Source organism: Oleiagrimonas sp. C23AA (genome assembly GCF_011759385.1).
In the GTDB taxonomy this organism is placed as follows: domain Bacteria; phylum Pseudomonadota; class Gammaproteobacteria; order Xanthomonadales; family Rhodanobacteraceae; genus Oleiagrimonas.
On record NZ_JAARLY010000009.1, the window covers coordinates 60,595 to 84,055 of the forward strand.

Sequence of the window (23,461 nt, forward strand, 5' to 3'; positions counted from 1 at the left end):
GATCAACTGGCCTCGAAACGCACCAGGAAGCGCGAACCGCCCAGCTCCTCGGACGCCTCCACCACCAGCGAGGCGCGATAGGCGCGCACGATGTCCTGCACGATGGCCAGGCCAATGCCATGCCCCTGTACCCGCTCGTCACCGCGAACGCCACGCTGCAGCACGTGCTCTATCTTTTCGGAAGGAATACCGGGGCCATCGTCCTCCACCGCCAGCAACATGCCGGCACGACGCGCATGCCCGCTGGGCTCGATCACATGCACGCGCAGCATCACGCGATGGCGCGCCCACTTGAAGGCGTTCTCCAACAGGTTGCCCAGTAGTTCAAGCAAGTCGCCACGCTCGCCGTAGAAGTTGGCTTCTTCGTCAATATCAAACTCGCAAAGCACGCCCTTGGCCGCATGCACCTTCTCCAGGCTGCGCACCAGGTCCTCGGCGTGCGCGCCAACCAGAATCGGCGCGGCGAAGGTGGGGCCACCGGAAGTTGCTGCCCGCGAGAGCTGATAGGCGACGATCTCGTCCATGCGTCGCACCTGGTCGGTGATGTCGTTGCGCAGGCCAGCATCGGCATCGCCCATGTCCAGGCGCGAACGCACCACCGCCAGCGGGGTTTTCAGGCTGTGCGCCAGATCCGCCAGCGTATTGCGATAGCGCGCCATGTGCTCGCGCTCGCTTTCGATGAAATCATTGAGACTGCGCGTCAGGCCCACCAGCTCGACCGGATAGCGCCCCTCCAGACGCTCGCGCTCGCCACGCTCGATGCCGGCCAGGTCCACCGATACACGCCGCAGTGGCGACAGGCTCCAGCGCAACAGCAGCAATTGCAGCAGCACCAGCACAACGCCAAGCGCCGCCAGCCATATGAACAGCGTGCGCCGGTACACCTGCAACTGGTGCAGGAACTGGGTCTGCGTCTGCGCCACATTGAAAGTCAGATGCACCGACTGCCCATCCGGCGCATCGTAGGCCACGCCCAGGCTGTAGATGTAGACCGGACCAACACTGGTATCGATGGGGCCGGTAAACACACTCTGGTTGGGATCGAGCCGGGTCTGGAACGGCAGGTCGCGCCCGACTGCCGAGGGCGATTCCCAGTGCGCGCCATTATCCGAATCGATAATCGCGTACAGGCCCGAACCGGGCCGCAGAAAATCCGAATGCGGGGAAGAATCCGGCCAAAGCACACGACCGCCACGTCCGACATCGGTGCTGGCCAGGTATGCATAGACATAGCTTTGCAGGCGATCCTGCAAGGCACTGAGCGCACTTTCCTGATAGGCACGCTCCAGCGAGAACCCGGTAAGGCCCAGAAAAGCCACCAACACCAGGATGGTGGCCAGCGTGGATCGAGCTGTAAGAGACAGGGGACGACGGACTTTCATGACGTTCCGTGCAACGGTGAGCGCACAAGGCATGACGCCGCGACCGGAATCCGGTGCGGCGACATGGTGTCACAGGTGGCACATCGTCTTGCGTGTGCCGGAAGGCACCTTACCGCACCTTCCGGCCACCAGGACCTGCCAGCACCCCGTGGTGTGACAGGCGAGGCCGGCTGCATCAGGCCGTCTCGTCTTCCTCGGTCTCGGTCCGCGGGATGGCAAAGCGGTAGCCACGCCCACGTACGGTCTCGATGGGCTTGAGTGAGCTCTCCGGGTCCAGCTTGCGACGCAAGCGGCCGATGAACACCTCGAGCACGTTCGAGTCGCGATCGAAATCCTGCTGGTAGATGTGCTCGGTGAGGTCGGCCTTGGAGACCAGTTCCCCCGCGTGCAGCATCAGGTATTCGAGCACTTTGTACTCGTAGCTGGTCAGGTCGACCGGCCGCTCGTCCACCGATACCGTCTGCGCGGTGGTATCCAACTTGATTGGACCGCAGGCCAGCACCGGCTTGGACCAGCCGCTGGCACGTCGCACCAGCGCGTTGATGCGCGCCAGCAGTTCCTCGACATGGAACGGTTTGACCATGTAGTCGTCGGCACCGTGCTTGAGGCCCTCGACCTTGTCCTGCCAGCTTGAACGCGCGGTCAGGATGAGGATGGGATAACGCTGACCCTCTTCACGCAACGCCTTGACCAGTTCCATGCCCGACATCTTGGGCAGGCCCAGATCGATAATGGCCAGGTCGAATGGAACCTCACGTCCCAGGTACAAGCCTTCCTCGCCATCGGAGGCGGCGTCAACGGCAAAACCGTCACGCTTCAGGCGGGCAGCCAGGGTTTCCCGCAACGGCGCCTCGTCCTCCACCAAAAGGATGCGCATCAACGTTTCTCCTTGTCATTCTTGGCCCATCGGGCCTCGGTTCGCACCGGCACCACGCGCACGTGACCGTTGGGCGTCAATACCTTGATGCGATATTCAATGGTTCGACCTCGGCGCTGCGTGTCGGCGGCAAGTACCTTGCCACCTGTATCGCTCTGCACCTTGGCCACAGCCTGTTCCAGCGTCATGCGCTGGTGCGGTTTGGTTACCTTGCCACGAGCCTGATGCGCGAACGCCATGCCTGCCAGCAGCAGGCATGTCATCACCGTGGCCGGCACAACTCGGGCGCGGACAGTGTGCAGGCGAGGGAATCGTTCAGAACTCAACAGCATTCATTCATCATGCCAGCGAGCATTTAATTGCTGCTGAACCAAACCGTGGAGGAAACGTCAAAACCCTTTCAGGCCGCACGCGGCCGGGTCTGCGAAAGCGCCTCTTCCAGCAGCGACCAATCGGCATTGGCCAGGTGCGCGCCTTCGGACAACACTCGGCGGAAACGGCGCCCGCCCGGCTGCCCCAGAAACAGCCCCAACAAGTGCCGGGTGATGTGGCGAAGGTGCACATCGCGCGCGCGCTCGGCCTCGACATAACCACGCATGTGCTCAAGCACTTCGGCGCGCGTAGGCAGCGGCGTGCCCCACAGCGCCTGCTCGATTTCGGCCAGCAGATACGGGTTGTGATAGGCGGCGCGGCCCAGCATCACGCCATCGACATGGGCCAGATGCTCGCGCACCTGATCAACCGTGGTGATGCCGCCGTTGATGGCGATGACCAGCTCCGGAAATTCACGCTTCAGACGGTACACGCGCTCGTAGTCGAGTGGCGGAATGTCTCGGTTTTCCTTGGGGCTCAAGCCCTTCAACCAGGCCTTGCGCGCATGCACGGTGAGAACGCGCACACCGGCTTCAAGCATGGTTTCGGTGAAGTGCTGCAAGTCGGCGTAGGCGTCCTGGTCATCCACACCGATGCGGCACTTCACCGTCACCGGCACCGCCACGGCGGCGGCCATCGCCTGCATGCATTGCGCCACCAAGGCCGGCTCGCGCATCAGGCAGGCGCCAAATCGTCCGGACTGCACGCGATCGGACGGGCAACCGACATTGAGGTTGATCTCGTCATAGCCGGCTTGCTCGCCGAAGCGGGCCGCGCGTGCCAGTTCCGCCGGATCACTGCCGCCCAGCTGCAAGGCAACCGGGTGCTCCTGCTGACTGTGCTCGAGCAGATGCAGGCGACTGCCGTGCACCAGCGCCGCGGAGGTGACCATCTCGGTGTACAATCGGGCATGCGGCGTGAGCAGTCGATGGAAGTACCGGCAATGCCGGTCGGTCCAGTCCATCATCGGCGCCACGCTCAGACGCCAGGGGCCGTCGGCGCCCCCAGCCTTCCGGGTCGTGTCGAATGCGGCGGCCGCCGATTGCGGCGTGCTGTGGTGGGAAGCTGCGGACATCGTGAATCTTTAAAGAGCGCACATCGGTCATCGAATGGGCGCCATGGTACACGCAGCCCGCCAGAGTCCGCCTGCGCGTCACGTCTGGACGGGCCGTCAACGGTCGTCGTGGCAACTTGGGCGCCGCTTTGAATTTCGCTTCAACCACAGAGGTCACTATGGTCGCCATGGCCACGGAGCGCGTCATCGACGTGCACCACTGGAACGATTCGCTGTTCAGCTTCAAGACCACGCGCGATCCGGGCTTCCGTTTCGAGAGCGGCCATTTCGTCATGATCGGCCTGCCGGTGGACGGCCGTCCGCTGATGCGCGCCTATTCCATTGCCAGCGCGCATTACGAGGAGCACCTGGAGTTCTTCTCCATCAAGGTGCCCGATGGCCCGTTGACCTCGCGCCTGCAGCACCTGAAGGTGGGCGACGAGGTCATTGTCTCGCGCAAGCCCACCGGCACGCTGGTGCTGGGTGACCTGAAACCCGGCAAGCGCCTGTACCTGCTGGGCACCGGCACCGGCCTGGCACCCTTCATGAGCATCATCCGCGACCCGGACGTGTACGAGCGCTTCGAGACCATCGTGGTCTGCCATGGCGTGCGTCACGTCAACGACCTGGCCTACGCCGACTACATCCAGCGCGAACTGCCGCAGCACGAGTACCTGGGCGAGATGGTGCAAAAGCAGTTGCTCTACTACCCCAGCGTGACCCGCGAGCCGTTTCGCAACCAGGGCCGCATCACCGATGCGCTGGTCGACGGCGCATTCGGCGAGACCACCGGCCTGCCGCCGCTGGACCCGGCCGAGGACCGCGCCATGATCTGCGGCAGTCCGTCGATGCTGGAAGACACCTGTGCACTGCTGGACGGTCGCGGCTTCGTCATCTCGCCGCGTACACGCCAGCCGGGCGACTATGTGATCGAACGCGCCTTCGTGGAGAAGTAAGCCCGGGCGGGCCAGACGCTCCCGAAGGTGCACGCACCGACGGGAGCAACCGATGAACGAGCACGACAGCAAGCGAATCGTCATCGTCGGCGGCGGCGTCGCCGGCATGGAACTGGCCACCTGGCTGGGTCGCACCCTGGGCAGCAAGGGCAAGGCCAACATCACCCTGGTCGACCGCGAAGCCGGCCACCTGTGGAAGCCGATGTTGCACTCCATCGCTGCTGGCACGCGCGATGGCTATCTGCGCCGGGTGCCCTTCGTGGCGCATGCGGCCCATCACGGCTTTCATTTTTGCCCCGGCAAACTGCGACGCCTGGACCGCAGCGCACGCCAGATCGAAGTGGCGCCGCTGCAAGATGCCCAAGGCCAAACCATCCTTTCGGCCCGCAAGCTCGACTACGACGTGCTGGTGCTGGCCATCGGCTCGGTCGCCGACGACTTTGGCATCGAGGGCGTGGCCGACCACTGCCACCACATCGATAGCCAGGCCGAGGCCGAGCAGTTCAATCACGATCTGCGCACGCACATCCTGCGCTCACTGGAATCAGGCCAAGCCATTGATGTGGCCATCGTCGGCGGTGGCGCCACCGGCGTGGAACTGGCCGCTTCGCTGGTGCAATTGGTGGACAACCTGGGCGGCTACGGCGCCGAACACCTGCGCCAGCAGACGCGCATCCGCCTGCTGGAAGCCGGGCCGCGCATCCTGCCGGCGTTCCCGGAGAGCGTCTCCGGCCGCGTGCGACGCCAGTTGCAGGATCTGGGCGTTCAAGTGCGCACCGATGCCATGGTGCAAAAAGCCACCGAGCAAGGCTTCGAGCTCAAGGACGATGCGCCGGTCGAGGCCTCACTGAAAGTCTGGGCCGCCGGCGTCAAGGCGCCCGATGAAGTGTGCCAGTTGGACGATCTGGAAGTAGCCGACAAGCAACAGCGGCTGAAAGTGACCGCCACCCTGCAGACCACGCGCGACGAACACATCTTCGCGCTGGGCGACTGCGCGGCGTTCTTCCCCGAAGACAGCGACAGCCCGCTCGGCCCCACCGCGCAGGCGGCCCACCAGCAGGCCCAGCACCTGGCCAGCCAACTGCCGGACTGGCTGGCCGGCAAAAGTCAGTTAAAGCCGTTTACCTATCACCACTTCGGCGCGCTGGTCTCGCTGGGCGACTACACCGCCTTCGGCACGCTGGGCCGCTTTGGCTTCTTCAAGGGCGGTTTCATTCGCGGTCGCATTGCGCAGTTCAGCCATGTGATGCTCTACCGCAGCCACCAGGCCCGCCTGCACGGCTTCTGGAAGGGTGGCCTGCTGTGGCTGATCGACCGCATGAGCCGCTGGGTGCGGCCCTCGGTGCGATTGCAGTAGGGACTCAAGAGCGGGAAGTGAGGAACCAGGAGTGAGGAGTGGGAGAGAGCAGATAGCGACGTTGGCGCGGCCTCTCACTTCTCACTTCTCACTCTGATCACGTACCCGGCCACGCCCTTCGTTGTCCCAATAGCCGAAGATGCGCCGTGCGATCAGCTTGTAGGCGCGCTTGAAGGTGGCCCGCCAGACCCGGGCGTGGGCCGCCGGCGTGGCCAGAATGGCTTTCTCACGCGCGGTCAGCCATTGCGGGCAATAGGTGCGCTTGTGCTTGAGCAGGTGCCGCAAGTCCTCGCGTGCCAGCAGTCGGAACAGCGCACCGCGGCGGCGCGGCACCCAGGCCAGCTGAAAGTCGACCAGGCCCGGCGAGCCATCGGCCAGCACCATCCAGTTGGGCTCCTTGGCCAGATCGTTGTGCAGCACGCCGCGACGATGCAGGCGCGAAAGCAGGCGATGCGCGTCGCGAAAATAGGCCCGGTCACGCGGCTTGGCCTGCTGCATCGGCTGGCCCGGCAGGTAGCTTCGCAGCAGCTCGTTGCGCCGCCAGGCCACCAGCTGCGGTACACCCGCCAGACCGGTCAGACGTTCCAGTGCGCGCCTTTCGCGGCGTGCGGCGCGGCGGGCAAAGCCGCGCGCCCACCAGCGTGCCGCGGCAATGTCCCGGCGGATCACCAGCACACCGTCACGCCGGCAACATTCGATGCGGCCCAACTCATCGGCCTTCAGCAAACGCTCGCCGTCAGCCTGCGCCGACGCGGCCGCCTCCGTTACACTGACGGGGTTTGTGTTGTCCGGGAGGTTGTTCATGCTGGCTCGTGTTGTCCGATTCACCAGTGTAGTCGCTGCCGCCGCGCTGTTGTGCGCCTGTGGCTCAGGCGAACACGACGATGCCGGCAAGACTCCGGCTGCGGCCGCTAGCAGCGCCGCCCCCAGCCAGGCCAAGGCGGCGAAGAAGAAGCCCGCCGGCCCGCACGTCGAGCAGATGCGCACCGATCGCTACGCGGTCACCGTACGCTATCCGCGTCTGCCGCGGCACGATGCCACCCTGGCCAAGGCCATGCGCGAGTACGGTGAAAAACACCGCGACGCGTTTGTGCAGCACATGCAAAAGAGTGACCTGCCGCCATTGACCGGCGACTATCCGCGTGAGTTGAGCCTGAATTTCTCGCTGCGTGGGCGCACGCCGGACTTTGTCAGCGTGCTCGGTCAGGGCGACCGCTATCTCGGTGGCCCACATGGCAAGCCGCTGACGGTGAGCTTTACCGAGGACACCAGCAAGCATCAGCTGATTACCCTGGATGACCTGCTGGCCGATCCGAAAAAGGGTCTGAAGCAGATTGCCACCATCGCGCGCCGCCGGCTCTACCAGCGCCTGCACGGCCACACCAGCGGCCATGATCGCCGCCTGGACCGCGGCACGCGGGCGCACGCGGCCAATTTTGATGTGTTCACCATCGACGGCCGTGGCCGCACCGCGCGCGGCCTGACCATCATCTTCCCGCCGCACCAGGTGGCCGCCTATGCCGCCGGCCCGCAGTCGGTGCACATCAGCAATCAAGACCTTCTTCCGTTGCTCAAGGATCGCTACCGTCCCGCCTTCGGGGGTCATGAGCAGGACGTGGCCGAGGCCGACGGAGGCTGAGCATGAACGCGCTGGACGTCGGCCTGTACGTGTTGTCGGTGCTGCTGGTGCTGGCGGGACTTGCCGGCGCCATCCTGCCGGCACTGCCCGGCATTCCGATCCTGTTCGGCGGCCTGTGGCTGGCGGCGTGGGTGGATGGCTATCAGCACGTCGGCGGCGGCTGGCTGGCGGTCATCGCCGTGGTTGGCGCGCTGGCACTGCTGGTGGACTTTCTGGCCGGCGTCATCGGCGCCAAGCGCGTGGGCGCACAACCGGCCGCGCTGTGGGGCTCGGCGCTGGGCACGGTGATCGGCCTGTTCTTTGGCCTGCCCGGCCTGATCTTCGGCCCGTTCCTGGGCGCACTGGCCGGCGAGCTGTGCTCGGGATCCAGCGTATTGCGCTCAGCTCACGTCGGCGTCAGTACCTGGGTTGGCCTGTTGCTGGGCACGCTGACCAAGATCATCGCCTCGTTCGTGATGCTGGGCATTTTCGGCGGCGCCTGGCTGTTCTGAGCGCTCCGCGGTCAGGCAGGGCCGTCCGGCAGCACGTACAGCAGCACGGCGAAAAAGTGCAGCACGCTGCCGCCGAGCACAAACAGATGCCACAGCGTGTGGTGGAACGGCAAGCGCCGGCACAGATAGAACGGCACACCCAGCGTGTAGGTAACACCGCCCGCCAGCAGCAGCACCAGTCCACCCATTTCCAGGTGGCGGCTCAAGGGCTCCAGCGCAATCAGCGCCACCCAGCCCATGGCCACGTACATCACCACCGCCAGCTTGCGGTATTGCTTGAGCCAGCCCAGCTCGGCGGCACTTCCGGCGATGGCCAACGCCCAGATCAGGCCGAACAGACTCCAGCCCCAGACGCCGGGCAGTGCCAGCAGGGTGAACGGCGTGTAGGTGCCGGCTATCAGCAGGAAAATGGCAATGTGATCGAGCGTGCGCAACACGCGCTTGGGCATCTCGCCGGGAATGGCGTGATACAGCGTGGACGCGGTGTAGCAAAGGATCAGCGTGCTGCCGAACACGGCGCTGGCGACCACCGCGCGCGCATCACCGTACAGCGCGGCAAAGGCCACCAATACGGCCAGGCCGCTGATGGACAGCAAAATACCGATACCGTGGACGACGCTACTGGCCAGTTCATCGCCAAAGGCATAGCGCGGAACACGTGAAGTGATGGCGTGGGACATGGACTTCGATCCGGGGATGGGGAAAGCGCCAACAACGGCCACCCCCGAAACATAGCGCAATGCAGCACTGGCGCGCACGACTTGTGTCAACTTCACGCGCCCTCGCCACTGAGTCGAAGATCAACCAGCAGCCGCCGCTTCGACACACTTTCGGAGTGGTAAAACGCATCCGCCACGGTGAGTTACAGCGAAAGCGCGAAGAAAGTCCGCCCTGGTGCCCCCGCCTTGCACACGCATGCACACGGGCCGTCCGGACCGCACCATGCTGCGGCGCATCAGCTGTCGATGGCAGCACGCATGCGTGTGATTTCGGCAGCGTAATCGTCTGCACCGAAGATGGCGGAACCGGCAACGAAGGTGTCGGCGCCCGCGCCGGCGATGTCGCCGATGTTGTCGGCCTTGACGCCGCCATCGACCTCCAGACGAATGTCACGCCCGCTGGCGTCGATGCGCTGGCGCACCTGGGCAATCTTGTCCAGCGCGGTGGGAATGAAGCTCTGGCCGCCGAAACCCGGGTTCACCGACATGATCAGCACCAGATCGATGCGATCCATCAGGTGATCGAGCCAGTTAAGCGGCGTGGCCGGATTGAACACCAGGCCGGCCTTGCAGCCATGCTCGTGGATGATCTGGATGGTGCGGTCGACATGCTCGCTGGCTTCCGGATGGAAACTGATGCGGCTGGCGCCGGCCTTGGCAAAGTCGGGGATGATGCGATCGACCGGCTTGACCATCAGGTGCACGTCGATGGGCGCGTCGATACCGAACTCGCGCAGCGCCTTGAGCACCATCGGCCCCATGGTCAGATTGGGCACGTAATGGTTGTCCATCACGTCGAAATGCACCCAGTCGCCGCCGGCGGCCAGCACGTCGGCCGTATCCTGGCCCAGGCGGGCGAAATCGGCCGAGAGAATGGACGGGGCGATAATCGACGATTGCTTGGCCATGGTGCTCTCCGCGTGCGGCGTAAAGGGGTTGGATGAATCGCTCAGCGCAGGCCGCGCTCGGCCTTGATGCGCTCGTATGCGGCATTGATCTCGCTGGCGCGCTGCTCGGCGCGACGGCGCAAGTCCTCAGGCAGATCGCCCAAGCGGTCCGGATGGTGCTCGGAAATCTGCTTGCGATAGGCGCGTTTGATGGCGCGTTCGTCGGCATTGCGCTCAATGCCCAGCACCGCGTAGGGGTCCGGCCCTTGCGTGCGCATCGGCGGCGTGTAGCGCTGGCCGCCGCCACCGGGCTGATACCTGCGGCCGCCGGCGCCGGGATTCCAGGCGTAGCCCTTCATCGCCATCATCGCCATCAGCTCCATTTCGCTGACGTTGAGTGCGCGCGCCAACTGGCGAAGCAGTGAAAGCTTGCCCTCCGAAGCGCCCTCGGCCAGCACCGTTTCGACCACCACGTCCAGGATCGGGAAGGCATGATCGCGGCGCCCGCCGCACCACAGCCGCAGTTGCGCGATGGCCTGCTCCGGCGAGAATCCACTCTGCTTGCCGGTGTTGAAGCTGGAAATGGCGTGACGGCGCTGCTCAGTGTTCAGGCCCATGCGCCCCATCAGGCGCTCGGCCACGGCGATTTCCGCCTCCGAGACACGGCCGTCGGCCTTGGCCACCGCGCCCAGCACAGCGAACAGCGGGCCGATGTACTGCCCGGAATTCTGATGCTGGCGATGCGTCAGGCGCCGGCTGCCATCGAACAGGTAGCCGATGGCGCCGCCGATCAACAGACCGACCGGGTTGTGCAGAAGAAACAGGCCCAGCAGGGCGCCAATCAGCGCACCAATCATGGTGTCTCCTGAGCCGCGGCGCCCGGTTGCGCGGCATACCAACGCGCCAGCGCCTCAAGCTGCGCCTGGCTCATCGGGCCGATCGCCGCGCGCATCACCGGTACGTCGCGCTGACCGTTCTTGTACTGTTTGAGCGCATGCATCAGGTAATCGTACTTCTGTGCCGCCAGGTTGGGCGCGCCGGGCACGCGCGCCTGGCCGTGCTCGCCATGACAGGCGGCACACAGGCCCAGCTGGGGCGGCTTGGCAGGCAAGGTCGCCCACACGGGCGCACTGAAGGCCAGCAGCGCGGCGGCCACAAGGTAAATGCGTGTCATCGGATGATGTCTGAAAACCGGCAGCGAACTAAGCAAATTCTATCAGGGCATGGGTGAATTGCCGTAGACGGCCGCGGCCGCCCGGCGCAACCGTTACAATGGGGGCTGATCGTCCCCCACGGAATGTTTGCCTGTGCCCACCTGTCTCAGCCAATCGGACCTGCCCGGTCTGACCCCCAGCTATCGCGGCAAGGTTCGCGATGTGTACGACCTGCCCGGTGGCCGTCTGCTGATCGTGGCCTCCGATCGCCTGTCGGCGTTCGACGTCATCTTGCCCGATCCGATTCCCGGCAAGGGCGAGATGCTCACGCAGATCTCCAACTTCTGGTTCGCCAAGACCGCGCACATCGTGCCCAACCACCTGACCGGCACGCCGGTGTCCGAGGTGCTGCCGGCCGGTGCGGATCTTAGGCTGTACGAGAAGCGCTCGGTGGTCACCAAACGCCTGAAGCCGGTGCCGGTGGAGGCCATTGCCCGCGGCTATCTGATCGGCTCGGGCTGGAAGGACTACCAGGCCACCGGCGCGGTGTGCGGCATCGCGCTGCGTGATCACCTGCGCCAGGCCGAGCAGCTGCCCGAGCCCATCTTCACGCCCTCGACCAAGGCCGCCACCGGCGACCACGACGAGAACATCGGTTTCGACCAGATGGTGGAAAAGGTCGGCGGCGAACTGGCCGAACAGGTGCGCGAAGCGACCTTGGCGATCTACCGCTACGCAGCCGATTACGCGGCCGATCGCGGCATCATCATCGCCGACACCAAGCTGGAGTTCGGCACCGACGAAGACGGCAAGCTCTACGTCATGGACGAGATGCTCACGCCCGATTCCTCGCGCTTCTGGCCGGAAGACGAGTACAAGGTCGGCACCAGCCCGCCCAGCTTCGACAAGCAGTTTGTGCGCGATTATCTGGAAACGCTGGACTGGAACAAGACCGCGCCGGGCCCCAAGGTGCCGGCCGAAGTGATCGCCGGTACCGCGGCCAAGTACGCCGAAGCGCTCAAGCGCCTGGCCGGCATCGAGCTGGACTGAACGACACTTCGCACGCTGCGCCGTCCGATGCGGCGGCGCAGCTTTGCGTGGACGTGCGTGCGGCGTAAATTGATCGGCAGTTTCCGTCCACACCTTTGCCTGCCCATGCGATCGGTCCACGACTGGTTTGGCGCCTACAGCGCCGATCACCAACACCCCGCCAACCGCGCCCTGCACTGGGTGTGCGTGCCGGTGATCACCTGGTGCGTGGTGGCCGCTTTGTGGACAGCGCCGATTCCGGCCGATTTTGGCCGCGCCGGATTCTGGGCCTTTGTCGCCATGTTCCTGGCGTACCTGTTCTACACGCGCCTTTCGCGGCCCATCGCCTTTGGCATGGCCGGGGCCTTCATCGTCATGGGCATCATTGCGCACTTCGCCTATCTGGCCCTGGGCGCGCACGGCCTGCTGTGGCTGGCGGCCGCCTTGTTTGTCGCCGCGTGGGTCGGCCAGTTTGTCGGCCATGCCATTGAAGGCCGGCGGCCCTCGTTCTTCACCGACCTGCAATATCTGCTGATCGGACCGGCCTGGCTGATGGGCAAGGCGCTGCGTCGCTTCGGCGTGGCCTGGTAGGCAACGTGCATACCTGGCTCACGCTTGGCGCCTCGGCGGTGTATTTCGTGCTCGCCGCCAGCGTGCTGGCAGTGCTGCCGGCATTGATTGCATGGGGCGTGCTGCGCTGGGCCAGTGGCGGGCAAATCCTGTTCAACCGCGCCTATTACGCCGCCCTGCTGTGGACGCTGGGTGCCGGCGTGCTGGCCTTGGCCGCAGTCATCATCGCCGGCAAGGGACAGATCGACCCGCATCACCCCTGGGCCTCGCCCTGGGTGCGCGGCGCGCTGCTGGCCGATCTGCTGCTGGGCGCGTTGTTGATCTGGCGGCTGGTGCCGGTCAGCCGGCATCGCCTGGCGCTGAGCCACGCCTGCATGGGCGCGGCAGCCGCCATCGTGCCGCTGCTGCTGACACTGGTGCTGTACTCGCGCTAGTCGGCGTCGGCGGGCCAGCGCGGCGCAAAGGCGCGCGGCCGGATCTTCAACAGCTGCTCGGCCAGCGCATTGTCGACCACCAAATCGCTATCCAGGCGTCCAAGCATGGCGGCACGCCCAGGCAGCGCGCGCGCCAGCAGACCCAAGGCTCCATGTGGAATCGGCAGCGGCAGGGTCCACAACGGCAAGCCGCGACGCGCGCGGGCAAACATCTGCGCCGAGCTCAGGCGCTCGCCGCCGCCCAGCTGCACGATGCGATCCGGCGCAGGCTCCAGCCGCGCACCGGCAATCAAGGCCTGCGCCAGATCATCGGCGTGTACCGGCTGGCGCTGCCCGCGCCCCTGTGGCAGCGGAAACACGCGCCAGCGCATCGCCCGGCGCGCGATCGGCGTCAGGCTGGCATCGCGCCCGGCGCCATACACCAGCGTGCAGCGCAGCAGCATCCAGCCGCGATCGCACGCCTGACACAGGCTCGCCAACTGCCGCTCGGCCTCGGCCATCGCAGTGACCATGCGCCGCTCGGCCGGATCGGGCGAGGCCTGCTTGCTGATCACGCTCATCGAGGACATCGCAACGATGCGCGGTGTGCCCGGCAAGGTTGTTCGTGCCAGCCAGTCGACGAACGATGTCAGCGGCCCGGCGCAGATGATGGCGTCGAAGGCCAAAGACTCCGGCAGGGCCACCTCCGGCAGCGCACCGCGATGCCATTGCACGCCCGAACCTTCTCGCGGCTGGCGACTGACCGCATGCACCTCATTGCCGGCCGCCACCAGTCGCGGCAACAGGAATTGTCCGATCTGCCCGCTGCCGCCAAACACCAGCACCTTCATGCGGCGGCCTGCTGCGGCGAGGCCGAACGCGCATCACGGCGCAGGTGTTCGGCCAGCTGCGCCACGGCCACCCTGTGCTGGTCGCGGCGGCGGATCAGCAGCGTCGGCAGGCGGGCAAAGCGCGCCGGCAGCGCGTGCACGCTCAAGGCATCGCGCTGCGGGTAGATGTCCAGCACCGACTGCGGCACCAGACAGACACCGACGCCAGCCGCCGCCGAGGCGAGGATGGCATGGTACGAGGCATATTCCAGCGTGCGCCCCGGCACGATGCGCCGATGCGCCAGCCAGGCATCCAGGCGCCGGCGATAGGCGCAGCCCTGACCACGAAACACCAGCAGCGTGCCGCCAGCCAGCGCCTGCGGAAACGTATGGGCCTCGGCGCCCGCCGCGGCGACAAGCACCAGGGTTTCGCGATACAGCGGCGTGGCCACAAACTGGCTGCGGTCGACATCGTCGCCGGCCACGATCAGGTCCAGCTCGCCGGCTTGCAAGCGGCTGAGCAGATCGCGCGAGGGCGCGGTTTGAAGTTCCACGGCCACGCGCGGGTGCGCGCCATGAAACGACGCCAGCGGTCGCGGCAAGCGGCTGGCAGCGGTGCTTTCCATGGTGCCAAGGCGCACGCGACCGCAAACGCCGTCACGGCGCACGGCCTGGCGCGTCTCGTCAGCCAGCTCGAGCATGCGGCCGGCATAATCGACCAGGGCGTCACCGGCCGGCGTCAGCGCCAGGCGCCGGCCTTCGCGACGGAACAGTGCCACGCCCAGCGAGGCTTCCAGCTGACGCAGGCGCGCGGTCACGCTCGATTGCGCACGATGCAGCCGTTGCGCCGCACGCGCCACGCCGCCGGCTTCCACCACGGCACGAAAGGTTTCCAGCTCGCGCAGATCCATATCGGAAATATCGAACGATTGGCTTCGAAAAATTCATTTTAATCGAAATTTTGTCGCGCGTAGCATGAGCCACTTCCCCACCACTGGAACTGCCTGATGCGCCACGATCTTGCCATCGCCTTCAGCGCCATGACCGTGCTGCTGGTCGCGCTGGGCATCGGCCGTTTCATCTTCACCCCGCTGCTGCCACTGATGCACGACGATCTGGGCTTGAGCCTTTCCGCCGGCGGCTGGATGGCCTCGACCAACAATCTGGGCTACCTGATCGGTGCGCTGGGCTGCTCAATCTGGAAACTGGACGCGCGGCGCACTTTGCGCGGCGGTCTGCTGCTGGCCTCGCTGGCGACGCTGGCGGTGGGTTTTTCCAGCCATCTTGGCGTGTGGCTGGCGCTGCGTCTGATCGGCGGCATTGCCTCGGCGGCGCTGGTGATCCATGGCATTGCCTTTGGCCTGTCGCGCATGCGCGAGCCGACACCGCGGCGCGAAGCCATTGTCTTCGCCGGTCCGGGCGTCGGTATCGCGCTCAGCGGTGTGCTGGTGGCGCTGCTGCGCCCGCTGGGCATGAGCGCGCGCCAGGGCTGGGTCGGCTTTGGTGTGCTGGCGCTGCTGGCCAGCGCGCTGATCTGGCGCGTGCTGGCACGCCCGCCACAGGCGCATGCCGCCCACCACGCGCGAGCCCTGCCCGCTTCGGGTCCGGCCTGGTCGCTGGTGGCCACCTACAGCCTGCTGGGCTTTGGCTACATCATTCCGGCCACCTTCCTGCCGGTGATCGCCGGGCGCGACCTGCACCTGCCGGCACTGCGCGAGTGGTTCTGGCCGCTCTACGGCAGCGCGGCGATGCTGGGCGTGGTCATCGTGGCCATGCTGCCGCGGCACTTCAGCCGCCGCCTGGCGCTGGCCGCTTGCTGCCTGTCACTGGGCATCGGCATCGGGCTTTGTCTTGCGCTGCCCACGCTGACCGGCTTCATTCTCGGCACGCTTTGCTGCGGCATCGTCAGCATGCCGGTGGTGCTGCTGGTGATGGACGAGGCGCGGCGCCTGCATCCGCACGATCCGGCGCGGCTGATCGCGGTGCTTACGGCCGGTTTCAGCGCCGGGCAGATTGCCGGGCCACTGCTGGCCGGCACGCTGGCCGAACGCCTGCACAGCTTCCACTGGCCGCTGCTGCTGGCGCTGGCCTCGTGCCTGCTGGGCCTGGCCGCCTGCGCGGTGCGACGCCGGTGTGCGCGGTAGCCCGCGCACGGTGCTAGGCTGCCAGTGACGCACAACGGCTTTCGAGGAACCCGGCATGATTGCGCGGATCTGGCGCGGCATTACCCGAAACGATCAGGCCCAGGCCTATTTCGAGCATCTGCAGACCGCTGCCCTGCCGCCGCTACGGCGGCAGCGGGGCCTGAAACAGGCGTTTCTGCTGCGCCGCGAGCAGGGCGAGCAGTGCGAGTTCCAGTTGATCACGGTGTGGGAATCGGATCAGGCGATGCGCGACTGGGCCGGCTCCGACCCCGAGCGCGCGGTGTATTCGGACCAGGAAGATCGCTACCTGCTGGACATGGAGCCGCTGGTGCGCCTGTACGAAGTGGCCGATCACCTGGAGGGTGCGGCCTTCGGCGCCTGAGCGCGCCCACTAGGTGGCGCGTACCACCAGCGTGCTGGGCAGCATTTCCGATTGCGCCGGCTGGCCCTCGATCAGCGCCAACACCTTGCGCGCCAGCAGCTCGCCGCCTTCCTGCCAGTTCTGACTGACCGTCGACAGCGGCGGGATGAACTGCGCGGCCATCGGCACGTCGTCGTAGCCGATGACCGAGACATCTTCCGGCACGCGGCGGCCGGCCTCGATCAACGCCCGCACCGCGCCCATGGCCAGCAGGTCGCTGCCGGCGAAAATGGCGTCAAAGCGCACCCGCTTGGATAACAGCTTGCGCACCGCCTCGTAGCCGGCATCGGGGGAAAACGCGCCCAATACCAACACCTGCGGCTCGATGCCATGACGGCCCAGTGCATCACTGAAACCGGCCAGGCGCTCACGCAGCTCCGGGTAATCGGGGTTGCCCAGAAACAATGGCCGATGCCGCCTCATGGCCAGGAAACGCTCGGCCGCGGCGGCGCCACCGCGCCGGTTGTCGCTGCCCACGGTGATGTGCGCCTCGTTCTCGCCCGGCGCGCCCCACACCACCATCGGCATGTGCCAACGGTCGAACTGGTGCACGGCATCCTCGCGCGCGCCCTGGCCGAGCAGGATCATGCCATCGGCCGCCTGCGCCGCCGGTGCCTTGGAGCCACGCGTGGTCAGCACCACGCTGTAGCCGGCCGAAGTCAGTTCCTGCGAGATGCCGCCCAAAAGGATCAATGGATACGGATGCCACATGGCGCGATCGGCCGAGGGCTTCATCTCCACAATGACCGCCACGGTCTGGCTGCGCCGCAAACGCAGGTTGCGCGCGCTGACATTGAGCTTGTAGCCGTGCTGACGGGCGATCTCGCGCACGCGCTCGCGGGTTTTTTCGTTGACCAGCGGGCTGTCGCTGAGCGCGCGCGAGACGGTGATCTTGGAGACCCCGGCAATGCGTGCCAGATCGGCCATGGTCAGGTTGCCGCCAGACGGCTGGATGCTTCGCTTGCTCACGCAGATGCACTCTCGCAAAACCACCGGGCATGGCGCGAGCCCCCAGGCACAGCGTCACGCATCGGTGCGGACCGTTAGTGTCGCGCAGGCACGGCGGCAACGTCCACGCAGCCACTCGACGTGGCGCATGACAGCGCTGTACAGAATTTTTATTCATGCCATCAAGGAATAATTGATATCGATATCTTGACATCGATATCAATGCTGCTTAGCTTCCGCACATCAACACACTTGCCACGCCCGACGACATCCATTCAGAAGATGCAGCGAGCGGCCAGGAAGGGGGACATACATGCCCAATAGCTATGGTTCCCGCCTGCCCGCCACGAGTGATCGGGTCTGGCTTCCCTGTCTGGAACCTGCGCTGTGACCGATCAATCGCCCCTTCCTTCCACCACCACGCCGCTTGATCCTTGGCACGTCAGCCGCGGCGGGGGACGCATCCAGCGCCCCGCGTTCGAGGAAACGCTGTTCGCATTGTCCAACGGCTCGCTGGGTGTGCGCGGCGGCCTGGAGGAATACCCCAGCGCCACCCAGGGCAGCTTCCTGAGCGGCGTGTGGGAACGCTCGGCGATTGACTATCACGAACGCTTTCCGGGCTTTGCGCGCACCACCGACACACGCCTGCCGGTGGTCGACGGCACCGGCATCGGCCTGCGCCTGGGCGAGCACGCGGTAGACCTGGAGCACGGCGAGTGGCTGCATTTCGAGCGTCGCCTGGACATGCGCCATGGCTGCCTGAAGCGCGCGCTTGAGTGGCGCTCGCCGCAAGGCCATACCCTGCGCATCGACAGTGAGCGCCTGGTCTCGATGCAGGTGCCGGGGCTGATGTGCCTTCGCTACACCGTGCATTCGGTGGACTACAGCGGCCCGATCCGGCTCGACTCGCAGCTGGCCGGCGACCACACCGCCAAGGAACAGGGCGCCGACCCGCGCATCGGCGTGCGCGTGCACGGTGGCCTGGACATCATCGGCCGTGGCGTCGATGCCGACCGCGCCTGGATGCTGCAGCGCACCCGCCACAGCGAAGTGGCCATGGCCTGCGCGCAGCAGCACCGCCTGCACGGCGAGACGCTGACACTGGCCGACACCCATTACAGCGAGCACCGCGCCGGTCAGGTTTTCGAAGGCACGCTGGCCCCCGGCCAGAGCGTCACGCTGGAAAAATTTGTCGCCTATGCCTGGAGCGAACCGGGCTTTGCCGGGGACACCCGCCAGTTGCTGGAACGGGCCGGCGACGTACTCGATCAGGCCGTGCCGGCCGGCTACGCCTCGCAGGCCCAGGCGCAAGCGGCGCACTTTGCCCGGTTCTGGCAGCGCGCCGAGCTGGGCATCGACGGCGATGCGCTGACCGAGCAGTCGCTGCGCTTCAATCTGTTCCACGTCTACCAGTCGGTCGTGCGCCACGGTGATGGCTCGATGGCCGCCAAGGGCCTGACCGGCGAAGGCTACGAAGGCCATTATTTCTGGGATGCCGAGGTCTTCGCGCTGCCGGTGCTGGCGCTGACCGAACCGCAGCTGGCGCGCGATATGCTGGTCTACCGCCACCGCACGCTGGACCGCGCCCGCGCCCACGCCCGCGAAATGAATCACCCCACCGGCGCGCTGTACGCCTGGCGCACCATCAGTGGCGACGAGTGCTCGGCGTACTACCCCAGCGGCTCGGCGCAATATCACATCAACGCCGCGGTGGCCTACGCCATCCGCCTTTATGTGGATGTCAGCGGCGACACCGACTTCATGTACAGCCACGGCGCCGAAATGCTGCTGGAGATGGCGCGCGTGTGGATGCAGGTGGGCCACTTCAATGCCCGCCGCGGCGGTGCTTTCTGCATCCACGAAGTCACCGGACCGGACGAATACACCGCGCTGGTCAACAACAATCATTACACCAATCGCATGGCGCAGGCGCATCTTCGCGACGCGGTTGCCGTCGCCGAGGCGATGCGCAAGAAACGTCCGGATGACTACCAGGCCCTGCGCACGCGCCTGGCGTTGGAGGAAACCGAGCTGGCCGCCTGGAAGGCCGCCGCCGAGGCCATGTACCTGGAGGAAGATGCGCGCCTTGGCATCTTTCCGCAGGACGACAGTTTTCTGGACAAGCCACGCTGGCCCGGCCCGCTGGGCGGCGCCGGCAAACGTCCGCTGCTGCTTAACTGTCACCCGCTGACGCTGTATCGCCACCAGGTCTGCAAGCAGGCCGACGCGCTGCTGGCGCTGCTGATTCGTGGCGAGACCGTGTCGCTGGCGGCCAAGCGGCGCAACTTCGATTACTACGAAGGCGTCACCGTGCACGACTCGACGCTGTCGCCATCGACCTTCGGCATCATGGCCTCGGAAGTGGGCTACCCGGACAAGGCCTGGCACTACTTCCAGGACACGCTGCGCGTGGATCTGGACGATCGCCACGGCAATGCCGATCACGGCGCGCACATGGCCGCCATGGCCGGCAGCTGGCTGGGCCTGGCCTGGGGCTTTGGTGGCATGCGCATCGCCAGCGGGCAGTTGCATCTGCGCCCCGTGCTGCCCAAGGCCTGGAACGGCTATCACTTTGGCATCGTCTGGCACGGCCAGCGCCTGAAGGTGCGTGTCGATGCCAGCCAGGTGCACTACCACACCGATGGCGCCCAGCCGCTGTGGCTGCATCACGATGGCGAACACATCGAGGTGCGCCCCGGCAGCGACACCGTGCGCCCGCTACCGGCCGCCGCGCGCCGCCAGGATACCGACTTCAAGGCGGTGATCTTCGACCTGGACGGCGTCCTGGCCGACACCGCGCCGATCCACATGCAGGCGTGGGAACGGCTGGCCGGCGAAATCGGCGTGCCGTTCGATGCCGCGGTGGGCGAGCGCCTGAAGGGCGTCGACCGCGCCACTTCGCTGGAAATCATTCTGGAACGTGCGCCACGCGCTTTCAGCAGCGACGAAAAGGCCGAACTGGCCGAGCGCAAGAACCGCTACTACGTCGAACGCATTGCCCAGTTCGGCCCGCAACACCTGCTGCCCGGCGCCGCCGATGCGCTCTCGAAGGTGCGTCAGGCCGGCCTGCGCGTGGGTCTGGCCTCGGCCAGCCGCAACGCGCCGCTGCTACTGGAGCGTTTGGGCATCGCCCAGCAGTTCGACTACGTGGTCGATGCCGGTCGCATCGCCCGCTCCAAACCCGATCCGGAAATTTTCCTGACCGCCGCGGCCGGCCTCGGGGTGCATCCCGACGCCTGCCTGGGCGTGGAGGACGCGGTGGCAGGGATCGCCGCCATCCGTGCCGCCGGCATGGCGTCACTGGGCGTTGGCAAGCCGGAGGTGCTGCACGACGCCGATGCCGTGGTACCCGATCTGGCCTCGTTCGACCTGAGCATGCTCAAAGCGGCGTGATCAGGTCGGCGCGGCCGGCTGTTGCAGTTGAACCCATAACAAGCAGAACAACCCAGATACCCGTTTTTCGTAGGGGAGGAGACAACATGAACCGCACTTCGCGCTTTACCCGCGTCACCCTGGCTGCGGCCATCGCCGCCGTGCTGATGTCCGGCACGGTGATGGCCCAGGATACCGCCACCCAGACGCCGGCCAAGAAGCAGGCCCAGGCCGGCTCCAGTGCTTCCAATCCGCAAAGCCTCAACCAGGTGGTGATTACCGGCAATGCCGCCGCGCTCGGTCTTCGCAAGATCGACGCCAGCTACTCCATCACCACCGCCAGCTATGCCGAGATCAAGGAGAAGAATCCGGTCAGCACCGCCGACCTGCTGAAGATGTCGCCGGGCGTGTTCCCGGAATCATCCGGTGGCCAGACCGGTGCCAACATCGAAGTGGCCGGCTTCCCCGGCGGCGGCGATGCGCCGTTCGTCACCGTGCAGATGAACGGCTCGCCGATCTACCCGGCCTCCACGCTGTCGTTCCTGGCCAACTCCTCGATGTTCCGCCTCGATGACACCATCGACCGCGTCGAAACCGTGCAGGGTGGCCCGGCCGTGCTCTACGGCAACGGCCAGCCCGGCCTGACCGCCAACTTCATCCTCAAGCAGGGCACCGATGTGCCGTCCGGAGACATCGGCCTGACCGTCGGCTCGGAAGGCATGCAGCGTCTGGACGGCTTCTATGGCTTTCCGCTGGGCCATAACTGGTATGGCAGCATCGGCGGCTTCTGGCGCAAGTCCGACGGCGTACGCGACCCGCAGTTCTCCGCCGACAAGGGCGGCCAGCTCACCGCCACGCTGGCGCATGACCTGGACAACGGCTCGGTGATGTTCTATGCCCGCGCCCTGCACGACAAGAACCAGTTCGTCACTGACACGCCCATTCTCAATCCGAGCAAGGGCCAGTTCGACAACTACCCCGGCTTCAGCCCGCTGACCGGCACCTTCGGCTCCAATGCCGACCGCTACGAGACCATCGCCACCACACCGTGCGCCACCGCCGGCTGCACACCCGGCGGCGTGGGCGTGGACCTGGCCGATGGTCGCGGTGCCGACATCCACATGATTGGCGGCAACCTGGACCTGGACTTCGGCAGCGGTTGGTCGTTGAACGACAAGTTCAATTTCACCGGCGGCAACATGGACACCCGTTCGTTCTTCTCCACCGGTCAGAACCCGACCTCGCTGGCCGATTTCATCGCCGGCAAGGAAGCGGCCGACGGCCTGCCGACCGACCTGACTGCCAGCGCCACCTATACCAACGGCAAGCCGGCCGACATGAACGAGAACGTGACCACGCAGGGCCTGTGGTACGTCAACAAGAACATCCGCTCGTTCAGCAACGAAGTACACCTGAGCAAGGAGTTGTTCGACGGCAACACGCTGACCTTCGGCAACTACACCGCGGTGTATTCGGCCAAGGACACCTGGTTCCTGGGCAACAACATGCTGCTGCAGGCCAAGAACAACCCGAATCCGATCGTGGTCAACCTGAGCGACGGCGCCACCACTTACGCGCTGACCGATCCGCAGGGCTTCACCAGCGGCTCCTCTTTCGCACTGCATGAGGACTGGAACGCCACCAACACCGCGTTCTTCGTCACCGATTCGTGGAAGCTCGACAACTGGTTGTTCGACGCCGGCGTGCGTGTCGAGCACCAATCGGCCAACGGCACCCTGACCAACAATGCCTCGGGTGACCTGGACAACAACCCCAACACGCTCTACAACAACAATGCCTCGTACCTGACCGGCGACACCACCAAGCTCAACTACTCCAAGTCCGCACCGTCCTGGACCATTGGTGCCAACTACACCTTCAACGACCATTCCAGCGCCTATGCGCGCGTCAATGACGGCATCCACTTCCCGGCCTTCGACGACCTGCGCGGCCTGCCGACCACGCCGGTTCAGAAGATCCACAACATGGAAGTGGGCTACAAGTACCAGAACAAGTACCTGTACGTGGACGTGGCCGCCTACCGCCGCCTGTTCTATGGCGTGCCATACACCATCACCACCGACAACGGCCAGCAGAGCTTCACCTACGGCTCGGCCACCAAGGGCGTGAACTTCCAGGCGACCATCCGTCCGACCGACAACTTCTCGATCGCGCTGACCGGCGATTACATGGACGGCCACTACACCAACTACAAGGGCTGCGTGTCCTACCAGACCCAGTCCGGCGGCACCGCCTGCGACAGCATCACCGGCATGCAGCTGCAGCGTCAGCCCAAGTTCCAGTACCGCATCACGCCGGCATATCACATCCCGGCCGCCTGGGGTGACATCAAGTTCTGGGCCACTTACGAGCATGTCGGCGATCGCTACGGCGACCTGATCGAGCAGCAGCCGCTGGGCAACTACTACGACGTCAGCGCCGGCATTCTGGCCAACGTCGGCACGCACTGGACCTACACCCTGCGCGGCACCAACCTGACCAACCAGATCGGCATCACCGAGGGCAACTCGCGCCTGTTCGGCTTTGCCAGCGGCGGTGGCGTGATCCTGGCCCGTTCCATCGAGGGCCGTGAGGTCAACTTCCAGGTCAAGTACGAGTTCTGACCGGCGCCGGGGAGCGTGAGCGGTAACAAAAGGCACGCGTCAACGCCTGCGTCGATGCTGCCGCTCACGCTCCTGATCTAGCTCAGACACCTGTCCGCACCGGTATGGCTCAAGGTGCGGACAGGCCCAAGGCCCAGCACATGGAGGTGCCGTGCCCGCTTTGCCTTGCGCCGCTGGAAAGGGGACCGCCTGTGCGTGTCCGTTGAGGGTGCATGACTTTAC

The 23,461-nt window shown here is 65.8% G+C and carries 23 protein-coding genes; 11 read left to right on the plus strand and 12 right to left on the minus strand.

All coding sequences use genetic code 11. The features are described from left to right. Positions 1-2: 2 nt before the first annotated feature. The 4 genes from HBF24_RS14505 to dusA all read right to left on the minus strand — a co-directional run bounded on the left by HBF24_RS14505 (position 3) and on the right by dusA (position 3,706). Positions 3-1,382 (minus strand): ATP-binding protein, encoded by a 1,380-nt coding sequence (locus tag HBF24_RS14505; protein WP_167174333.1) that lies wholly within the window; start codon positions 1,380-1,382, stop codon positions 3-5. A 175-nt stretch (positions 1,383-1,557) separates the two neighbouring features. Further along, positions 1,558-2,259 carry a response regulator transcription factor gene (locus tag HBF24_RS14510; RefSeq protein ID WP_167174336.1) on the minus strand — a complete coding sequence of 234 codons (702 nt, stop codon included), beginning with the start codon at positions 2,257-2,259 and terminating at the stop codon, positions 1,558-1,560. Further along, positions 2,259-2,585, minus strand: a complete 327-nt coding sequence (locus tag HBF24_RS17220) for a hypothetical protein (protein ID WP_206064359.1) — start codon at positions 2,583-2,585, stop codon at positions 2,259-2,261. The genes HBF24_RS14510 and HBF24_RS17220 overlap by 1 nt, the downstream gene beginning before the upstream one ends. Positions 2,586-2,659: 74 nt before the next feature. Further along, positions 2,660-3,706, minus strand: coding sequence for a tRNA dihydrouridine(20/20a) synthase DusA (gene dusA / locus HBF24_RS14520; protein WP_167174339.1), 1,047 nt, complete (start codon positions 3,704-3,706; stop codon positions 2,660-2,662). A 158-nt stretch (positions 3,707-3,864) separates the two neighbouring features. Here dusA and HBF24_RS14525 point away from each other — a divergent pair, with 158 nt between their 5' ends. Together HBF24_RS14525 and HBF24_RS14530 are read left to right on the plus strand one after the other, a co-directional pair. Further along, positions 3,865-4,641: a ferredoxin--NADP reductase gene (locus tag HBF24_RS14525; RefSeq protein WP_167174342.1), complete on the plus strand. Its 777-nt coding sequence runs from the start codon at positions 3,865-3,867 to the stop codon at positions 4,639-4,641. A gap of 52 nt (positions 4,642-4,693) precedes the next feature. Continuing rightward, on the plus strand, positions 4,694-5,998 hold the full coding sequence (locus HBF24_RS14530; RefSeq protein ID WP_167174345.1) for an NAD(P)/FAD-dependent oxidoreductase: 1,305 nt from the start codon (positions 4,694-4,696) through the stop codon (positions 5,996-5,998). Positions 5,999-6,079: 81 nt separating this feature from the next. On the opposite strand, the gene HBF24_RS14535 is transcribed toward HBF24_RS14530, so the two are convergent. Then, positions 6,080-6,802, minus strand: a complete 723-nt coding sequence (locus HBF24_RS14535; RefSeq protein ID WP_240922593.1) for an RIO1 family regulatory kinase/ATPase — start codon at positions 6,800-6,802, stop codon at positions 6,080-6,082. Here HBF24_RS14535 and HBF24_RS14540 point away from each other — a divergent pair. Beyond that, positions 6,801-7,637, plus strand: coding sequence for an RsiV family protein (locus tag HBF24_RS14540; RefSeq protein WP_167174349.1), 837 nt, complete (start codon positions 6,801-6,803; stop codon positions 7,635-7,637). The two genes, HBF24_RS14535 and HBF24_RS14540, sit on opposite strands and share 2 nt — an antisense overlap. 11 nt (positions 7,638-7,648) lie before the next feature. Further along, the gene (locus HBF24_RS14545) at positions 7,649-8,128 is read left to right on the plus strand and encodes a DUF456 domain-containing protein (protein ID WP_167174631.1); all 480 of its coding nucleotides are present in this window, start codon (positions 7,649-7,651) and stop codon (positions 8,126-8,128) included. Positions 8,129-8,139: 11 nt separating this feature from the next. Here the strand turns inward: HBF24_RS14545 and HBF24_RS14550 are convergent, their stop codons facing one another. From HBF24_RS14550 to HBF24_RS14565, 4 genes are all read right to left on the minus strand, one after another. Further along, positions 8,140-8,808: a hemolysin III family protein gene (locus HBF24_RS14550; RefSeq protein WP_167174352.1), complete on the minus strand. Its 669-nt coding sequence runs from the start codon at positions 8,806-8,808 to the stop codon at positions 8,140-8,142. A 275-nt stretch (positions 8,809-9,083) separates the two neighbouring features. Further along, positions 9,084-9,755, minus strand: a complete 672-nt coding sequence (rpe, locus tag HBF24_RS14555) for a ribulose-phosphate 3-epimerase (protein ID WP_167174355.1) — start codon at positions 9,753-9,755, stop codon at positions 9,084-9,086. A 41-nt stretch (positions 9,756-9,796) separates the two neighbouring features. Continuing rightward, positions 9,797-10,591 carry a co-chaperone DjlA gene (gene djlA / locus HBF24_RS14560; RefSeq protein WP_167174360.1) on the minus strand — a complete coding sequence of 265 codons (795 nt, stop codon included), beginning with the start codon at positions 10,589-10,591 and terminating at the stop codon, positions 9,797-9,799. Beyond that, a complete protein-coding gene (locus tag HBF24_RS14565) occupies positions 10,588-10,908 on the minus strand; it encodes a c-type cytochrome (RefSeq protein WP_167174364.1) in 321 nt (106 codons plus the stop codon). Before HBF24_RS14565 ends, djlA begins: the two co-directional genes overlap by 4 nt. Before the next feature lie 127 nt (positions 10,909-11,035). Here HBF24_RS14565 and HBF24_RS14570 point away from each other — a divergent pair, with 127 nt between their 5' ends. From HBF24_RS14570 to HBF24_RS14580, 3 genes are all read left to right on the plus strand, one after another. Continuing rightward, positions 11,036-11,938: a phosphoribosylaminoimidazolesuccinocarboxamide synthase gene (locus HBF24_RS14570; RefSeq protein WP_206064360.1), complete on the plus strand. Its 903-nt coding sequence runs from the start codon at positions 11,036-11,038 to the stop codon at positions 11,936-11,938. A 105-nt stretch (positions 11,939-12,043) separates the two neighbouring features. Next, entirely contained in the window at positions 12,044-12,508 is a 465-nt protein-coding gene (locus HBF24_RS14575; RefSeq protein ID WP_167174370.1) for an Mpo1-like protein, read from the plus strand. Between the two features lie 5 nt (positions 12,509-12,513). Beyond that, positions 12,514-12,921, plus strand: a complete 408-nt coding sequence (locus HBF24_RS14580; RefSeq protein WP_167174373.1) for a hypothetical protein — start codon at positions 12,514-12,516, stop codon at positions 12,919-12,921. Here HBF24_RS14580 and HBF24_RS14585 read toward each other — a convergent pair. Further along, on the minus strand, positions 12,918-13,751 hold the full coding sequence (locus HBF24_RS14585) for an NAD-dependent epimerase/dehydratase family protein (RefSeq protein ID WP_167174376.1): 834 nt from the start codon (positions 13,749-13,751) through the stop codon (positions 12,918-12,920). The two genes, HBF24_RS14580 and HBF24_RS14585, sit on opposite strands and share 4 nt — an antisense overlap. Beyond that, positions 13,748-14,641, minus strand: coding sequence for a LysR substrate-binding domain-containing protein (locus tag HBF24_RS14590; RefSeq protein WP_167174379.1), 894 nt, complete (start codon positions 14,639-14,641; stop codon positions 13,748-13,750). Before HBF24_RS14590 ends, HBF24_RS14585 begins: the two co-directional genes overlap by 4 nt. Before the next feature lie 96 nt (positions 14,642-14,737). On the opposite strand from HBF24_RS14590, the gene HBF24_RS14595 reads away from it, so the two are divergent. Further along, positions 14,738-15,874 (plus strand): YbfB/YjiJ family MFS transporter, encoded by a 1,137-nt coding sequence (locus HBF24_RS14595; RefSeq protein ID WP_167174382.1) that lies wholly within the window; start codon positions 14,738-14,740, stop codon positions 15,872-15,874. A 55-nt stretch (positions 15,875-15,929) separates the two neighbouring features. Further along, complete coding sequence (locus HBF24_RS14600; protein WP_167174385.1) at positions 15,930-16,256, plus strand: antibiotic biosynthesis monooxygenase; 327 nt, start codon at positions 15,930-15,932, stop codon at positions 16,254-16,256. Between the two features lie 9 nt (positions 16,257-16,265). On the opposite strand, the gene HBF24_RS14605 is transcribed toward HBF24_RS14600, so the two are convergent. Further along, entirely contained in the window at positions 16,266-17,264 is a 999-nt protein-coding gene (locus tag HBF24_RS14605; RefSeq protein WP_343162776.1) for a LacI family DNA-binding transcriptional regulator, read from the minus strand. Positions 17,265-17,630: 366 nt separating this feature from the next. Here HBF24_RS14605 and pgmB point away from each other — a divergent pair, with 366 nt between their 5' ends. Next, positions 17,631-20,636 (plus strand): beta-phosphoglucomutase, encoded by a 3,006-nt coding sequence (pgmB, locus tag HBF24_RS14610; RefSeq protein ID WP_167174388.1) that lies wholly within the window; start codon positions 17,631-17,633, stop codon positions 20,634-20,636. An 86-nt stretch (positions 20,637-20,722) separates the two neighbouring features. Continuing rightward, the gene (locus tag HBF24_RS14615) at positions 20,723-23,239 is read left to right on the plus strand and encodes a TonB-dependent receptor (RefSeq protein WP_167174391.1); all 2,517 of its coding nucleotides are present in this window, start codon (positions 20,723-20,725) and stop codon (positions 23,237-23,239) included. Positions 23,240-23,461 lie beyond the last annotated feature (222 nt).

Bases quoted from the DNA above. Each gene is read 5' to 3' on its own strand.
- HBF24_RS14505 (WP_167174333.1), bottom strand. From the start codon at position 1,382: ATGAAAGTCCGTCGTCCCCTGTCTCTTACAGCTCGATCCACGCTGGCC.
- HBF24_RS14510 (WP_167174336.1), bottom strand. From the start codon at position 2,259: ATGCGCATCCTTTTGGTGGAGGACGAGGCGCCGTTGCGGGAAACCCTG.
- dusA (WP_167174339.1), bottom strand. From the start codon at position 3,706: ATGTCCGCAGCTTCCCACCACAGCACGCCGCAATCGGCGGCCGCCGCA.
- HBF24_RS14525 (WP_167174342.1), top strand. From the start codon at position 3,865: ATGGTCGCCATGGCCACGGAGCGCGTCATCGACGTGCACCACTGGAAC.
- HBF24_RS14530 (WP_167174345.1), top strand. From the start codon at position 4,694: ATGAACGAGCACGACAGCAAGCGAATCGTCATCGTCGGCGGCGGCGTC.
- HBF24_RS14540 (WP_167174349.1), top strand. From the start codon at position 6,801: ATGCTGGCTCGTGTTGTCCGATTCACCAGTGTAGTCGCTGCCGCCGCG.
- HBF24_RS14535 (WP_240922593.1), bottom strand. From the start codon at position 6,802: ATGAACAACCTCCCGGACAACACAAACCCCGTCAGTGTAACGGAGGCG.
- HBF24_RS14550 (WP_167174352.1), bottom strand. From the start codon at position 8,808: ATGTCCCACGCCATCACTTCACGTGTTCCGCGCTATGCCTTTGGCGAT.
- rpe (WP_167174355.1), bottom strand. From the start codon at position 9,755: ATGGCCAAGCAATCGTCGATTATCGCCCCGTCCATTCTCTCGGCCGAT.
- djlA (WP_167174360.1), bottom strand. From the start codon at position 10,591: ATGATTGGTGCGCTGATTGGCGCCCTGCTGGGCCTGTTTCTTCTGCAC.
- HBF24_RS14565 (WP_167174364.1), bottom strand. From the start codon at position 10,908: ATGACACGCATTTACCTTGTGGCCGCCGCGCTGCTGGCCTTCAGTGCG.
- HBF24_RS14575 (WP_167174370.1), top strand. From the start codon at position 12,044: ATGCGATCGGTCCACGACTGGTTTGGCGCCTACAGCGCCGATCACCAA.
- HBF24_RS14585 (WP_167174376.1), bottom strand. From the start codon at position 13,751: ATGAAGGTGCTGGTGTTTGGCGGCAGCGGGCAGATCGGACAATTCCTG.
- HBF24_RS14590 (WP_167174379.1), bottom strand. From the start codon at position 14,641: ATGGATCTGCGCGAGCTGGAAACCTTTCGTGCCGTGGTGGAAGCCGGC.
- HBF24_RS14595 (WP_167174382.1), top strand. From the start codon at position 14,738: ATGCGCCACGATCTTGCCATCGCCTTCAGCGCCATGACCGTGCTGCTG.
- HBF24_RS14600 (WP_167174385.1), top strand. From the start codon at position 15,930: ATGATTGCGCGGATCTGGCGCGGCATTACCCGAAACGATCAGGCCCAG.
- HBF24_RS14615 (WP_167174391.1), top strand. From the start codon at position 20,723: ATGAACCGCACTTCGCGCTTTACCCGCGTCACCCTGGCTGCGGCCATC.